Source organism: Priestia sp. TRN 1309 (genome assembly GCF_050846875.1).
Lineage (GTDB): Bacteria > Bacillota > Bacilli > Bacillales > Bacillaceae_H > Priestia > Priestia zanthoxyli.
Map to the genome: position 1 here is coordinate 750,984 of NZ_JBOZGM010000002.1, position 14,573 is coordinate 765,556.

Annotated in this window: 15 protein-coding genes; 4 read left to right on the plus strand and 11 right to left on the minus strand. The window is 36.9% G+C overall.

The window, feature by feature from the left end; translation table 11 throughout:
* Positions 1–167: 167 nt before the first annotated feature.
* The 3 genes from fumC to ACRPLQ_RS11155 form a co-directional block, all read right to left on the minus strand.
* Positions 168–1,547 carry a class II fumarate hydratase gene (gene fumC / locus ACRPLQ_RS11145; RefSeq protein WP_033578958.1) on the minus strand — a complete coding sequence of 460 codons (1,380 nt, stop codon included), beginning with the start codon at positions 1,545–1,547 and terminating at the stop codon, positions 168–170.
* Positions 1,548–1,768: 221 nt separating this feature from the next.
* On the minus strand, positions 1,769–4,120 hold the full coding sequence (locus ACRPLQ_RS11150) for an immune inhibitor A domain-containing protein (RefSeq protein ID WP_028413376.1): 2,352 nt from the start codon (positions 4,118–4,120) through the stop codon (positions 1,769–1,771).
* A gap of 381 nt (positions 4,121–4,501) precedes the next feature.
* Positions 4,502–4,798 carry a hypothetical protein gene (locus ACRPLQ_RS11155; protein ID WP_028413377.1) on the minus strand — a complete coding sequence of 99 codons (297 nt, stop codon included), beginning with the start codon at positions 4,796–4,798 and terminating at the stop codon, positions 4,502–4,504.
* 233 nt (positions 4,799–5,031) lie between these two features.
* On the opposite strand from ACRPLQ_RS11155, the gene ACRPLQ_RS11160 reads away from it, so the two are divergent.
* Positions 5,032–5,625: an exonuclease domain-containing protein gene (locus tag ACRPLQ_RS11160; RefSeq protein ID WP_430077619.1), complete on the plus strand. Its 594-nt coding sequence runs from the start codon at positions 5,032–5,034 to the stop codon at positions 5,623–5,625.
* A 235-nt stretch (positions 5,626–5,860) separates the two neighbouring features.
* Here the strand turns inward: ACRPLQ_RS11160 and ACRPLQ_RS11165 are convergent, their stop codons facing one another.
* The 4 genes from ACRPLQ_RS11165 to ACRPLQ_RS11180 all read right to left on the minus strand — a co-directional run bounded on the left by ACRPLQ_RS11165 (position 5,861) and on the right by ACRPLQ_RS11180 (position 9,121).
* Positions 5,861–6,028 carry a Fur-regulated basic protein FbpA gene (locus ACRPLQ_RS11165; protein ID WP_080754423.1) on the minus strand — a complete coding sequence of 56 codons (168 nt, stop codon included), beginning with the start codon at positions 6,026–6,028 and terminating at the stop codon, positions 5,861–5,863.
* Positions 6,029–6,254: 226 nt separating this feature from the next.
* The gene (locus ACRPLQ_RS11170) at positions 6,255–7,748 is read right to left on the minus strand and encodes a sodium:solute symporter family transporter (RefSeq protein WP_028413379.1); all 1,494 of its coding nucleotides are present in this window, start codon (positions 7,746–7,748) and stop codon (positions 6,255–6,257) included.
* Positions 7,745–7,945, minus strand: coding sequence for a DUF3311 domain-containing protein (locus ACRPLQ_RS11175; RefSeq protein WP_033578956.1), 201 nt, complete (start codon positions 7,943–7,945; stop codon positions 7,745–7,747). The genes ACRPLQ_RS11170 and ACRPLQ_RS11175 overlap by 4 nt, the downstream gene beginning before the upstream one ends.
* Positions 7,946–8,266: 321 nt before the next feature.
* Positions 8,267–9,121 carry an STAS domain-containing protein gene (locus ACRPLQ_RS11180; protein WP_034266072.1) on the minus strand — a complete coding sequence of 285 codons (855 nt, stop codon included), beginning with the start codon at positions 9,119–9,121 and terminating at the stop codon, positions 8,267–8,269.
* 232 nt (positions 9,122–9,353) lie between these two features.
* On the opposite strand from ACRPLQ_RS11180, the gene ACRPLQ_RS11185 reads away from it, so the two are divergent.
* Entirely contained in the window at positions 9,354–9,860 is a 507-nt protein-coding gene (locus ACRPLQ_RS11185) for a PCYCGC motif-containing (lipo)protein (RefSeq protein WP_165636036.1), read from the plus strand.
* 69 nt (positions 9,861–9,929) lie between these two features.
* Here the strand turns inward: ACRPLQ_RS11185 and ACRPLQ_RS11190 are convergent, their stop codons facing one another.
* Positions 9,930–10,907 carry a ring-cleaving dioxygenase gene (locus ACRPLQ_RS11190; protein ID WP_028413383.1) on the minus strand — a complete coding sequence of 326 codons (978 nt, stop codon included), beginning with the start codon at positions 10,905–10,907 and terminating at the stop codon, positions 9,930–9,932.
* A gap of 430 nt (positions 10,908–11,337) precedes the next feature.
* Between ACRPLQ_RS11190 and ACRPLQ_RS11195 the strand changes: the two genes are divergently transcribed.
* Both ACRPLQ_RS11195 and ACRPLQ_RS11200 read left to right on the plus strand, forming a co-directional pair.
* Positions 11,338–11,694 (plus strand): hypothetical protein, encoded by a 357-nt coding sequence (locus ACRPLQ_RS11195; RefSeq protein ID WP_165636035.1) that lies wholly within the window; start codon positions 11,338–11,340, stop codon positions 11,692–11,694.
* 7 nt (positions 11,695–11,701) lie between these two features.
* Positions 11,702–12,238, plus strand: a complete 537-nt coding sequence (locus tag ACRPLQ_RS11200) for a PIN domain-containing protein (RefSeq protein ID WP_034266063.1) — start codon at positions 11,702–11,704, stop codon at positions 12,236–12,238.
* A gap of 371 nt (positions 12,239–12,609) precedes the next feature.
* Here ACRPLQ_RS11200 and ACRPLQ_RS11205 read toward each other — a convergent pair whose 3' ends face one another.
* The 3 genes from ACRPLQ_RS11205 to ACRPLQ_RS11215 all read right to left on the minus strand — a co-directional run bounded on the left by ACRPLQ_RS11205 (position 12,610) and on the right by ACRPLQ_RS11215 (position 14,531).
* The gene (locus ACRPLQ_RS11205) at positions 12,610–13,503 is read right to left on the minus strand and encodes a helix-turn-helix domain-containing protein (protein WP_028413387.1); all 894 of its coding nucleotides are present in this window, start codon (positions 13,501–13,503) and stop codon (positions 12,610–12,612) included.
* 145 nt (positions 13,504–13,648) lie between these two features.
* Positions 13,649–14,338, minus strand: a complete 690-nt coding sequence (locus ACRPLQ_RS11210) for a hypothetical protein (RefSeq protein WP_367032365.1) — start codon at positions 14,336–14,338, stop codon at positions 13,649–13,651.
* Positions 14,339–14,378: 40 nt separating this feature from the next.
* Positions 14,379–14,531 (minus strand): hypothetical protein, encoded by a 153-nt coding sequence (locus ACRPLQ_RS11215; protein WP_155017243.1) that lies wholly within the window; start codon positions 14,529–14,531, stop codon positions 14,379–14,381.
* Between the last annotated feature and the right edge of the window lie 42 nt (positions 14,532–14,573).

Below are 14,573 nucleotides of genomic sequence, written 5' to 3' on the forward strand. Positions count from 1 at the left end.
CTCCTTTATAAAGATGTAAATACCCTAATCGTATGTACTTGAATCTAGTACAAGGTAGTGTAAAATTTCTTTTAATCCGCTTTCTCTTTTTATATGTTTATTTAGAACAATGTTCATTTTATTATAAAACAAGAAGCCAAGCATTCTAAGCTGCTTGGCTTCTTGTTTTATTTTGATGGATGAATCATATTAGCTGGATTTACCCATTGCTCAAATTGTTCTTCTGTCAGAAGGCCTGTTTTTACCGCTGCTTCTTTTAATGTCGTTCCTTCTTGATGAGCCAGCTTGGCGATTTTAGCCGCATTTTCATACCCTATGTGCGGATTTAACGCTGTTACAAGCATAAGAGAATTTTCTAGATTATGCTGGATTTTCTCTTTGTTGGGTTCAATTCCTACTGCGCATTTATCGTTAAAAGCCTGCATGGAATCTGTCAGCAGTCTGACTGATTGTAAAAAATTATAAATAATAACCGGCTTAAATACATTTAATTCAAAGTTTCCTTGACTAGCCGCAATGCCAATCGTCACGTCATTCCCTAACACTTGTGCAGAAACCATTGTTAGAGCTTCACTTTGAGTTGGATTTACTTTTCCAGGCATAATAGAACTTCCTGGTTCGTTAGCAGGAATCGTGATTTCACCTAATCCGCTCCGAGGACCGCTTGCCAGCCAGCGTACGTCATTGGCGATTTTCATTAAGTCAGCTGCTAAGGCTTTGAGTGCACCATGGGCATAAACCACTTGATCGTGACTTGTTAATGCATGAAATTTATTAGGTGCTGAGATAAATGTTTTTCCAAGCGTGCTGCTGATTTCTTTCGCTACTTCATCGCCGAAGTCAGGATGTGCATTTATCCCCGTCCCAACAGCTGTACCGCCAATAGCTAGCTCCTTCATATACTCTACGCTTTGTTTAATCATTTCTTCATTTTTTTCGAGCATATGATGCCATCCGCTAATTTCTTGTCCTAGTGTTAGCGGTGTAGCATCTTGTAAATGGGTTCTTCCTATTTTAATAATATCTTTAAACTGCTCTTGCTTCACAGCAAACGTTTCTTTTAATGTTTTTAAAGCAGGCAATAATTGATCTTCGACTTCTAGTACAGCTGCAATATGAAGAGCTGTAGGGAAAGTATCGTTAGAGCTTTGTGACATATTAACATCATCATTTGGATGGAGCGTTTCGTCGCCGTTTATTAGCTGGTTTCCGCGGTGGGAAATCACTTCATTTACATTCATGTTTGATTGCGTTCCGCTTCCTGTCTGCCATACTACTAAAGGAAAATGTTCATTCCATTTCCCTTCAATAATTTCGTTAGCAGCTTGCACGATGGCTTCCGATTTCCCTGCTGATAGTTTGCCTAGTTTATGATTGCTAATAGCCGCACTTTTCTTCAGAACCGCAAAAGCGCGTATTACTTCAATCGGCATTTTTTCAATCCCTATTGGAAAGTTTTCTTTACTTCTTTGCGTTTGCGCTCCCCATAGTTTATCTTCTGCCACTTTGATTTCTCCAATTGAATCTCTTTCGATACGATAGCTCATAGTTAGAACTCCTTTTCAATATTTTCTTTACCTATTAGTATTGATTATATGGATGAATTTCATGACATAATAACAATTATTCACTGTTGAAAATTCCCTTTTTTCTATTTTTTAAACGGGCTTAACTTATTTGATTATTTAGCTCATAGTTTATTTTGATTTTATGTTACAAAAAAAGATCCGAAGAATACGCTCTTCAGATCTTTTTAATAAGTCCAATTTTACTTATGAATCCATACAGCACCAGCTGAATTGTCTTTTGCTTCACCAATTACGTCTAATTTTAATCCGTTTTGAGGAAGCAAGCGGCCTGCATCTTTAATTCTTTCATCTAAATACGATTTTTTATCGTTAAAGCTTGTAACACCATTTGATTCTTTAGATGAAATCGTTCCCCACGTTTTATGAGAATATGACCAAGCAGGTGATTTATCAAATGAGAACGCGGCGTCTGCAATTTGATATCGGCTTGAATTTGCTGTAGTGCTAATACCATTCACATTAAAGTAAAGAACTTTATGAGCATGTGAATCAACTACACCAAGGAATCCTTCACCCGGATGTTGTCCTACCCAGTTATCAAGATAGCTTTCATCTGCGTACCAAAGCAGCATGCCTGTATTATATTTTGCACCGCGCGCGAATTGAAGTGCTTTATCACTGCCTGCATAGTTTCTCCACTCAAGGTAATAATAGTTATCTTTATAGCTGATGCCGTTTGTCTTTTCAAATCCATCTAACGTTACTTTTGGAGCTCCTTCAGCATCGTCCGTGAATACCGTTTTTCCATCTACTACTAAACTAGCATTATCAAGAGCGAATCCTTGAAGAGCAAGTCCGCCGTCCGTGACGTATTCAAATTGAAGCTTGATTTTTTTACCTTTAAACTGCGTTAAGTCATAACTTTTATCTTCCCATTTTCCGTTAGATGTTTCAGCAGAACCATCTGCATTATTCGCTTTATCACCAATTGTATCTAACAGAACTTTTGAACCGTCAGGAAGAATCGCATTTACATATAAGTAATCGTATTCTGCCTCTACTTCATAGAACGCTTTGTAATTGAATTTAGCTGTGTTGGCCGTTGTTAAATCAAACTCTGGCGTTGTCATCGTCGTATGCAGATCGTCTCCGCGTTTACTGTAATAATAGTTGCTTCCAAACTCAGGCTTAATCCCTTGAACAGCTTTTTTAGGTAAATTAATCTTTACAATACCTGGTCGTTTAGATTTTGTGACACTTTGATCAACCACGCTCACAGAGCCCGATTTTGTAATGTTTTTGCTGTCAATTTGTTGAATATTTGCCCAGTTTCCACCCATATTTGCTTGGAAAAACTCTTTATTTTGCGGGGAGAAACTTGTCGGTTCTGTTCCAGCTACTTCACCAGCCCAGCTCCCTCCGCTCATAATTGACCAAACGCCTACCGGCTCACCTTGACCCGTATACTGTGTATCATACTCATCCGGCAAACCTAAATCATGGCCAAATTCATGAGCAAAAACCCCAACTGCTCCGTCTTCTGGTTCGATTGTATAATCATAAGCAGCCATGTTTGTTCCAGGAACTTTATATACTTGTCCCAAAGTAGAGCGGTGAGACCAGATAGCATCGTTTCCTAGTTTACCTCCACCTGCTTCTTGCCCAGTTCCAGCATGAATGACCATTAAGTGATCCACTATGCCGTCAGGCTCATTGCGGTTGCCATCTCCATCGATATCATATTGATCGAACTGATCATAATCTGAAAGGTTAATGCCGCTTTTTGCTGCTGCAGCAAGCGCTTCTTTTACAAGGTTACGAGGCCCTTTAGATCCAGGCGCATTATCGTTTCCTCCCGCTGGATTGTCTGCTCCGTATTCTTTTGCGTTTCCAGGTACGGTTAACCAGTCAGAAACCGTTCCATCTACTGTGTAACTACCTCCAGACTGTTCTTCATAATATTGTTTAAACGTTTTAATTTTCTTTCCGTTGAATAGCGTAAAGTCTTTCTTTCCAAACATTAATTGCTGATAGTGATTTCGGTTAAAGTCTTTTGCATACATGTAACCAGGTTCTTGAACGACATTATTGTGCTTGAAGTCTGCGTATTCGACTAAAAGTACAAGAACTTTATCTTTTCTCACTTGTCCGTTATATTTTGCCTGAGCTGCAGGTTTAACGTTTACCCCGTTCCCCGAATTGTTTCCTTGAGACTTAATGTTAGCAAATTCGCCTCGTTGAAACTTTTCTTTTTGTTTTGTTTGCATTTCTTTCGCTTTCAAATCAATTTTGCTAGCTTTATGTCCTTTCATGCTCTCTTTATGTGCATCTTTTTTGTTTATGTAAGAAGTAACGGCTTTCTTCACTTCTTGCGGTGTTGCACTTTGAGAAATAACTCCTTGGTTTTTCAGTGCGTTAGCCAATCTTTCTTCCGGTACTGTATTCATATCAATTGGTGAACTCGGAAGTTCCTCCGATTGTGCGGTTTTAGCTGAAGCAGTACTTCCATTCATAAGTACTGGTCCCACTCCGCTTAATGTAACAGTTGTGGCAAGAAAAGATGTCCCCAAAATCTTTTTCCAGCTTTTCAAGTAAACCCCTCCATTTTAGAATTTTCAAACTATTAGCAAGATTTATTTTATATTCTAAAACTAGGAAGGTCAACTACATTTTACTATATTATTAAAATTTTTTGATTCTAGTAGATAATGTAAAATAGTTTTATAGTATGTAACTAGTTTTCTTTGCCTGACAATTAAAATGTCTGATAAACCCTTCTTGCGTATGCAAATTCCATGCCAAATCGATAACCACAACTAAAACTGTATGAAGCGTATTTTTTTAGGGAATTAGAACCACCTTTTCCGTATTACTATTATATAAAAACAAAAAATTCCCCATTATGGATACAGAAAGATAAAAAAATCACTTCTCGATAGACGAGAAGTGATAACCTTTGTATGCAAGTAAATTTAAGAATGTTCTTTTTGACGATGCAGCAAGATATGATAGAGCGACGTGCTCCAAATAGACATATTGCGCGCTGCGATTTCATAAGGTTTTTCATCAATTTTAAACAAGAAATCCCCTTCATAACTCACGGATTTCCCTTGCTTTTCCAGCTCTTGTTTAACAGCTTCAATCCATTCTACTGCATTCGTATAATGTTTGTTCAAACGAACTTTAATAGTTTGATTCCTGTAATGAATAAAAGATGTAATTCCCCAAAAAATTAAGACAAGAAAAAGTACCATATACAGCAATTGCATGATAACGATCCCCTTCTTCCTTCATTTCATTATTTTCAATGAAGACTTAATTTAGATGAGTAAATATTACTATTCTCCTTTGCTATCGTCATCTCCTTTAAAAAAGTAAATTCCTTTTCCACGTGGGCGTATAAAATAAACCCGTGTACATGCTTGCTCATCTTTTTTACTAACGTTTTCTGTTAAAAAATGATAAGCTAATAGAATGATAAATAGAAAGGGAGGGCGACGAGTTGTCAACTGAACAAGTGAAATTAGCAGCCGTTTTAGATGTTGAAACAACGGGATTAAGTGCTCAAACATGCGATATTATCGAACTGGCAATTGCTGTTGTTTCTTATGATTCTTCTACCGGAGAAATAATCGACATTGTAGAAGAATATGAAGAATTTAATATGCCTTCAACTCCCATTTTCCCGTACATTACAAACTTAACGGGAATTACAAATGAGATGGTCAAACATAAAACATTAGATGATAAAAAAGTGGAATCATTGTTAACTAGCGTTTCGGCTATCATCGCTCATAATGCTTCTTTCGATCGCAGTTTTCTTTTAAAACGGTATCCATCTTTATTTAACCAAAAATGGCACTGCTCTATGCGTGCTGTCAAATGGAAAGAGTACGGCTTTCCTAATAAAAAACTAACAACACTTCTTGACCATCATAAGATTGAGAGAGAGAACGCTCACAGAGCTATGGATGACGTGAAAGGAACCATTGACTTGCTAAGACAGCAAAACCCTAGCGGAGAGCCCTATTTTTCTGAAGTATTAAAAAAAGCAATGAGCAAACCTAAAAAAACAGCGGCTTCCACTCGTTTTTAACTTAATAAAAAAAGCGCAGCTTCTGCGCTTTTTTTGTTTTTATTTGCCTATTTCTTAAGTGTTGAGTTATATGTTTGAGGAATATGGTTGTAAACAGCGAGGTTGTAAACGCACCGGAAGAAAAAGAAAAGTGCCTGCTTTCAAACCAAAAAATCGCGGAGGAACAAACTGAACAGCTGGTGTTTACAGACATATACGAAATCAGCTGAATTGCTAATAATCTAGAAGATTCAAATTATACTTCTCTTACTTTTTGGCTTTGAAGGTCGTGATGCGTTTGTTCTAGTTCACTTAAATTCAATTCGTACAAATGTCTCCCGTCTTCTGCTTTAAAGTAACCCGATTCAATAATTTGATTCATTAAAAGATCTTTCTTTTGCTCAAATGCTTTTTCAGATGTCATGTTATCATCTCCTTTTTTAGGTGAATATCTTTCATAGAAAAGACGTACACCGCTTGTGGCATACGTCTTGTTGCTTTTCACACTCGTTACCTATGTTTAAAAACAACGCAATCGTTACATTTTATCGAGAAGGCTGCTTACGTCTTTCAGCCATATTGAACATTTTGGTGATGCACTACTTTTATACCCTTCATGATGTTCTTAAAACGCAATTGGAAAAAGATTTTCATAAAATCTGTTTGCCATCTACTGCCCCGCTTTCAAAATGCGGCTGTGAGGCGATTTTTTTTGTTGCTAAACTAACCACCATTAATACAACTAAATTAATAAATAAAGAAATGACGCCGACATTTGTATCTTTAATGATTTGTGGCAACGCAGGAAACAACGTGCCAAGCGTTGTTTCAGTAATCGTTATATACATCACAGACGCAATGCCGGCAACAATACCTGCACACGCCCCGTATTTAGTCACGATATTGTTTTTCATTAAACTAAAAATAAAAGCAGGAAACAGCTGCGTCACAATGCTGTAGCCCATTAGTAAAAGCGTTACAATTGTATTCCCTCCATGAAGTGTAAAATAGACTGAAACAAGCGCAATGACTGGTACGAAGCATTTAGCCAGTATCGAAATTTGTTTGCCCGTCGCTGAGGGAACAAGCACGCCGTAAACGTTCTTAGATAGTGACGTAGAAGCTGCCATCAAGAGCATCGATCCAGGCACAAGCGCTGTTAATAAACCAGCTGCGCCAATAAAGCCGACAATCCACGGGTCAAATGTTTGAATGGAAAGACGAAGCAGTGACAAGTCCGCTTCTGCGCCTTGTAGTCCAGGTACCTGCATAAGAGCAGTAAACCCTACAAAAAAGACAAAAAGCAGCATTAACGTATAAATAGGACTTATAATAGAATTCTTTCTAAATACATTCTCGTTTTCAGCTGAATACGTTGCATTAAACGTATGCGGCCACATGTAAAATCCTAATACAGTCAGCATGACTGTAGAAATAAACCACGAAATACTTAGACCTGTCTTGGGAAGAGTAAGAAACGTTGGATTTGCTTGATGCACAGCCTCAAACATTGGCTGTAAGCCTCCGTAGTAATGAAACGGCATATATATTCCTAAAAATAAGACAACAATAAAAATCATAATATCTTTCACAATAGCCGTCCAAGCGGAACCATGTATGCCTGATATCATTAAGTAAACCGTTAATGATATGGCTCCAATCCAAATGGCTGCAGTTGAAGAGATAGAGCCATAAGAAGCTTCAGATACAATAATACCTAGGCCTTTGAATTGTAAAATAATATAAGGAACAATTGCCAGCACCCCTGCACATGAAACAACGATACCAAGAAACGGACTTTTGTATTTTGAAACAAAAAAATCCGGCTGAGACATGAGCTTATGCTGCTTCGCATATCGCCATATTTGCGGACCAATCCAATACCCTAAAACGTACGCTAAAGAAATATAGGCTAAAATATAAAACGCCGGCCCTCCTTTCCCATATGCCCAAGCGCTTCCACCTAGAAACGTAAAAGTAGTATAGATTTCACCCGCCATCAAAAAGAAGACAAAAATAGTTCCAAAACCTCTGCCCCCTACGCTCCACTGTTCTAAATCCATTTTTTTGCCCCGCGTAGCTCGAATTCCAAGATAAATAGCTAAAAGTAAAAAACCGAAAATAATAATCAGTGCGGTATTCATTGTTTATCTCCTCCTTTAACAGCAGGATCGAGCTTGTACACAATACCCATAATAAAAGATGTAAGGATTACCCACATAACAATCCAAAAAAGAAAAAAAGGCATCCCTAAAATAAACGGCGTCACTTTGTTAACAAAAGGCAATAAACCTAATATTCCTACAAACGGAAGCAGGCAAAGAAGATAAATTATTTTCATAGAACTCCTCCTTAATCACACGGCTTATCAGTACTTATCTAAGGCTTTAACTATCTCATTATGTACTTCTCTTATTCTTCTCTTTACACCTCCATTCTTGAGCTAAACGAGACGTTTGTCATAGAAAACCGCCGTTTGTTTGCTCCTTAGTATCTTCCATTTGTCCCCATATGAAAAGGAGTTTGTAAGACATGCTTACAAAATTTTGAATGCAGCAGAATATTATTTCATATTTTCATATACAGAATATAGACAAACAAAAAAACGGAACTGAAAGTAAAGGTCTCAAACAGTTCCGTTTCGATCTAGCATTTCTATACTTTATTCTTCTTCTTTTTTCTTTACACCAAGCGAAGAGAGCGCTTGTTTTAAATGTCCGAACGTTTCAATTTTATTAAAACTGATTCCTACATTAACAGCCGTCTGAGCCATGTCAGGACTCACTCCTGACATAATCGCATGGATGCCTAGCAGCTGCAAAATGTTAATCAAATCAAAAAATTTGTGAGCGACATACGTATCTACATAATTTACACCCGATAAGTCAATGACTAAATGCCTTATATGTTTTTCTGCACACCTTTTTGGAACAACCTCGATAATAGAATCACCTTTGATTTCATCAATAAGCCCTACCAAAGGCAAGACCGCGATGTGGTCTACAATTGGAATAACAGGAAAACTCGTTTCGTCGATTAGCTCTTGCTGAAGACTTATTTTTTGCCTTGTGATTTTATAATACTGTTCGGAAAATTCATTAATGAGTTTATCAAATGTTGTATGATAAACTTCACTCCAAGACAGTATATCTTCTTTTGTAATAGATGAATGTATCAGGCTATATGTTTTGACATATGTCCAAATAATTTTTCTTGTTTTGCTTAGCGCTTCTACTACTTCGTAAATCGGCGTATCAAATTTAATTCTGCTGTTTACTACTTCCGTCGTCCATTTCATCATACGTTGTTTAAAAATCTCTTGATCGTCAAGAAAGCCGCTCGCAATTGTTTCGATCGTATAACGATGCTGCTCGCGCAGCTTTTTCTCAACTGATGCGTCTGCGTCCTTTGAGTAAATCGACCCTTTAATGTTACTTCTTTGGCGCAGCCATTCTTCACTGATAGAGGCTGAATTCTCTAAAATATATTCAAAAAGACGTTGATTTTGTTCACTCACTACTGTTTAACCTCCGTTCACTTTCTCTTTCTGTCCTCACTTACAAAACGCACCTTATGAGAAATTCATGCTTCATGTTTTTTCCTCGTCCATCTCTATCATACACGATAACCGCTCTGCATACTTATAGAGAATTAGATATAAACAAGCAGGTATTTGATTATCTACATAGATAAACTGCCATGTATGATGCAACTATCATTTATTTTTACATGAAAGGATGTTAATTGTATTGAAAAAATCAATTATTTTGTTGGGGCTTCTCGCTACAAGTATTGGATTATCAGCTTGCTCAAACAATACAACAACTTCTTCTGCTACAAACTCTTCTGCACATTCAGGTCATGAACATCATAAAGCTGCAGTTGCTGATATTCGCGAAGAGACTCCAGGAGCAGATGTTTTACCACAGTTTTTGAAGAACCAGCCTAAAGACATGAAGCTAGTTTATCTATCCGTTGCTAAAAATCGTGAACTACTTGAAAAAATCCCTTGCTACTGTGGATGTGGCATGGAAGCGAATCACAAAAATAGCTATGACTGCTTTATTTTTAAAAACAAAAGAAATGGAGCAGTTGTCTGGGATGATCATGGAACAAAATGCGGATTGTGTATAGAGATTGCAGCTAAAGCTATGCTCGACTATAACCGAGGCAAATCAATAAGAGATATTCGCAAAGACATCGATGAAAAATATAAGGAAGGCTATGCACAACCCACTCCTACTCCTTCCTTGTAGAACATTGGCATTGTTAAAGTAGAAAACATCAAAAAACACTCAAATAGCTATTTGAGTGTTTTTTGTGTACTATTCTTTCACAAACTCTTTTGTACTTCTTACTGTATCAATCGGACGCACGAGCTTCTCAATTTCTGCACGTTTTGGCTCTAAAAATGGAGGAAGTGATAATTTTTCTCCGAGCGTTTCGTAAGGTTCATCTCCCATAAATCCTGGTCCATCTGTCGCAAATTCAAATAAAATTTGCGGAGCCACTCTTGCATACAACGATTCAAAGAAGTGACGATTCACATAACCAGACGTATGGAAACCGAAGCTTGGCATACGGTTAATCCATTCTTCAAGAGCCTGTCGATTTTCTACGCGAAAAGCAACGTGATGAACCGTTCCAAAACCTTGCTGAGCCTGCGGAAGTTTTTCGTTGTGTTCGACTACTACTTGCGCACCGTTTCCTCCTTCTCCTACTTCAAATAGGTGGAGATTTCCTTCTTGAGCAATCTCTTTAAATAAAAGGACTTTTTCCATCATTTCTTTAAAGTAATTAAACTCGGCGATACGAATAAAGATAGGACCGAGTCCCGTAATAGCGTATTGAAGAGGTACAGGACCTTTTTGCCAAGGAGTGCCTGATTCAACTCCTTGATTTCCTTCATCGGAAATTAACTGATACTGCTGATCATCAAAATCAACAAACGAAAGCGTCTTTTTCCCAAATAGCTCTTGAATCCCCGTATGCTTTACTTCTAAGCGATCAAAGCGCTTTACCCAATAGTCTAAAGCCTCATCATTTGGAACGCGGAAAGATGTTTTTGAAATTTCATTTGTTCCGTGAGAACCTTTTGGAATTCCTGGAAAATCAAAAAAAGTCATGTCCGTTCCGGCACTGCCTTTATCATCTGCGAAAAACAAATGGTACGTTTGAATATCATCTTGATTGACCGTTTTTTTTACTAAGCGCATGCCTAACACATAGGTGAAAAATTCATAATTCTTTTCTGCGCTGCTCGTAATAGCCGTTACGTGGTGTATTCCTTTTAAGTGGTTCATTCTACATTCCTCCGGATAAATCGTCTAGTTTATCATTCGTTATTTATCTTTAATTTAAATATCTTTAATTAAAGATAATATACCATGATTAATTTTCCTTTGTCAATAAAGTATGGATGATCTCGGAAGGAAATATGTAGGTTTTTACATTTTAGCAAAATCTCATAAATGAGGACGGACCAAATCGGTAATAAAACACCGTACTGTTGCCTAGTTCCTTCTCTAACCTATACTAATTTATTTCTCTTACACGATATCATGTTTTTAAACCTTTGTCCGGTATTCGGTGAGATCATCACCCAATAGGCAAACATCAATTAATTCAATAACTCCCGGCAGCTAACTTTTTTAATCTTTTTATATAAAAGGAATAGTAAGAAAAAACTTCATCACATATACTATATAAATTTATATAAAAGGCAGGGATATCATGAAAGCACAGCGCTTGGTAGATGACAAAAAAGCAACATACAGCAAGGAAGTTCAGAAGCACTTTAACCTAAAAATAAATGGGAAAATTTATACACAACCCTCGCCGCCATCACCTTCCTCACCCCCTATGCAGAAGAAAAATCTTAAATACAAACCTCAAAATAAGGTTCTGCGCACGTATGATAAAAAAGATCAAGTGGTAACCGGCACACAAGAAAGGCTCGTAAAATCTGCCAAAACTAGATTAACCAAATATGAAAAGCTTCTATTAAGCAATCAGCTTTCAGAATCCGCGGCTCTTTACTCACCTTTTGGGTTAGAAGAGCTCGTACGAATGGCTAGTAGAGAGGAGTGAACGATTTGTGTTGGATGAAAAAGTAATCATTGATACAAACATTTGGGCTTCACATGCGCTTAATTATCCAGAAGTTGTGGAATACATTAATGAACTTATTTCAAATAATGCGGAATTTTTAATGCCTACCGTTGTAGAAATGGAACTTCTGTCGCATTGGGAAGTAGAAACAAATCCTCAAGTCAAAGCAGTAAAAAATCATTATATTTACGATATGACCGATAAGATTGTAGACGTTACAAGTGAAATTGCACAGCTAGCAGCTCAAATTCGCAGAAAAGCTAAAATAGAATCCAATAAAAAAATTAAAGGCCCAGATGCGATGATTGCCGCATCTGCTTTTATACATAATGCAAAACTGATTTCCAACAATAATAAAGATTTTGCTTGGATTACGTTTAATTTCAGCTACCGAGGTCAACCATTATCTTATGTAAATCCTATTAAAGATACGATTGCTTACGCTTCCTTTATTAAAAGCTTCGAACTGCCTACTTTGCCTCACACAGCAGATACCTTACAAAAAAATAAAAAGGACAACTAATTTCTTTTTATTATTAAAATATTCCTTATCTCCCGTCGAATTTTTAAAGTGAAAATTTGATGGGTACATACTCCAATTCTTTCTATAATGAATACAGTAAAAAGCATAAAAACTTAGGCGGTGAAAAGAGTGAATTACCCATATTACCCGGAACAACCTTTAGAAGAGTATCAATATGCCTATGATTATTATTCCAATCCCCAGGAAACTGAAGAAAGATTCCCTTATGGTTATTATCCATATCCTCGCCCACGTCCATTTTATCCTTACCCTTACCCACGTCCTATTTATTACCACCCCCCTTACTTTTACCCTCGTCCTCGTCCGTTTTACCCACACCCAGTGTATTGGAGATAAAAAAAGAAGAGCTGTCAGCTCTTCTTTTTTGTTTCTTGATATTTAGACATCTCTTCTTTAATAATGGTCACAAACGCTTCATTTTGCTCAATTTCAAAAACAGTAATAGCTTTTTCTAGGTAAGCTATTCCTTCTTTAAGCTCACCAAGCTGACAGAGTGCTTCTCCAATTTGATAGTGCAGTTCTCCTAATAAATAAAGCGTCTCATGCTGAATACACAGCTCTAGTCCTGCTTGTGCATATTTAACCGACTTTTCATAACGTTCCATTTGCAAAAGCGCATGTGATAATCCATATAAAATTCGAATTTTGACAAGAGGATCTTTTAACTTAGGAAGCAAAGCAATATGCTGCAATCCTTCCATAAACGTACTGAACGCTTTTTTTAAATGACCTTCTTCTTCGTAAATAATGGCAATACTATTTAAAATAGCAATCTCTTTCTCTGAATAAAACTGTTCGCTCGTACGCGTGAACGCAATGGCTTTTTCCAATTTACGAAGCGCTTGTTCAAATTTATTTCCGATATAATAATCACATATGGCTTCGTGCCATAGGAAAAATTGTGCGTGAAAAGGATCTTGAAACATAGGATTATCTTTTTCTTTGTCCACCATATGTAACACGGTTGCATAATCGCGTTTTCGTATATAATGCCTAATGGTCGATTTAATTTCTTTTGAATAATCGTTGGGCGTTAGCTCTCCTGCTTCAAAGAAATAATTCATCGGAACCCCTAAGCGTTTCGATAAATGATAGAGAACTTCACTGCTTGCATGAATTTCACCTTGTTCAAATCGATGTAGCTCTTCTTCTGTACAAATTCCTTCTGATAACTCGACAGTTGTCATTTCCGCAATCTTTCGCAGATCTTGAATCAGCTGACCTACTTGTTTTTTATCATTCAAAAAATCACCTTACTTAATGTCAATGAACTCTGTGAAAACAACATTCCATTATGTTTTTATAAGTCTATTGTACCATTTAGGTAGTTTTTTTATCAATAGAAATAAGAAAATAATTCCAAAGGAAATTCTTGAAATTATAATTAAATTATTTCAAACAACCTCCAGCTTCTTCTTTAGTCATATCCCCTCTTTGTACAGCAGTCATAACTTGATCGCAATAGTATGATGTTTGACTATATCCTTCTTCATCAATTTCTTTTTGAATCTGTTCCTTTGCTTCATCGGAGAAATTAGCATCTTGTTCAGCAATGATTTGAGCTTCATATGCTTCTTGTTCTGCCTGTTCTTTAGCTAATCTTTCTTCTTCTTCCTTATTCAGTTCCTCCTCAATCTCAGCCTCTTCAGCCCATGTTTCAGCTTGATTTGCTTCATAATTATCGATTGTTTCTTGACTAACTGGAGATTCCGCTTCCTTCTTTTGCTCTGCTTGTTCAGCTGCTATACGTTGTTCTTCGGCAATCTTTTGTTGTCTTTGTTGTTCGGCTATTTCTACTTGTCGTTTAGCTTCCGCTTCTTCTTTTACTTTTTGTTCTGCTAATTCCTTAGCCTTTCTTTCTACTTCAACTTTTGTAGCGTAGGCACGTAAATCTTTCTGTTCATCTTGAATTTGTTGAGATTCAGATTTTTTATTTAATTCTCTTTCATTAGTCTTTTTTTCTGGCTTTACAGCAGTTTCTTCCTTAGAATTCTCAGCGTTCTTCTCTTCCCCTTGGTCACATGCTCCCATAGTGAAACTCAAAGACAACAAAATGCTACCAACTAACAACTTTTTCACAGCATTCTCCCCTTAACTTTTCTCTGTATGGAGTGTTACATTAAACTGATAAATTGATTTGACTAACTAATTTTTCTAAGTCCTTAATTAATTCTTTAGGGGTCCCTATATTGTTCATTACGTCATTACATATCTTTAGAAGCTCAAGTTTAACTTCTATGCTAATTTCCTCAGGTTTTAATTGTTCATTCACAACACACAGCCCCTTAACGAGTAAATAATATCACGAAAAAGG

What these genes read in the sequence shown, in the direction of transcription:
- fumC (WP_033578958.1), bottom strand. Translation starts at nt 1,547, where the DNA reads ATGAGCTATCGTATCGAAAGAGATTCAATTGGAGAAATCAAAGTGGCA.
- ACRPLQ_RS11155 (WP_028413377.1), bottom strand. Translation starts at nt 4,798, where the DNA reads ATGCAATTGCTGTATATGGTACTTTTTCTTGTCTTAATTTTTTGGGGA.
- ACRPLQ_RS11165 (WP_080754423.1), bottom strand. Translation starts at nt 6,028, where the DNA reads ATGACATCTGAAAAAGCATTTGAGCAAAAGAAAGATCTTTTAATGAAT.
- ACRPLQ_RS11170 (WP_028413379.1), bottom strand. Translation starts at nt 7,748, where the DNA reads ATGAATACCGCACTGATTATTATTTTCGGTTTTTTACTTTTAGCTATT.
- ACRPLQ_RS11175 (WP_033578956.1), bottom strand. Translation starts at nt 7,945, where the DNA reads ATGAAAATAATTTATCTTCTTTGCCTGCTTCCGTTTGTAGGAATATTA.
- ACRPLQ_RS11190 (WP_028413383.1), bottom strand. Translation starts at nt 10,907, where the DNA reads ATGAACCACTTAAAAGGAATACACCACGTAACGGCTATTACGAGCAGC.
- ACRPLQ_RS11195 (WP_165636035.1), top strand. Translation starts at nt 11,338, where the DNA reads ATGAAAGCACAGCGCTTGGTAGATGACAAAAAAGCAACATACAGCAAG.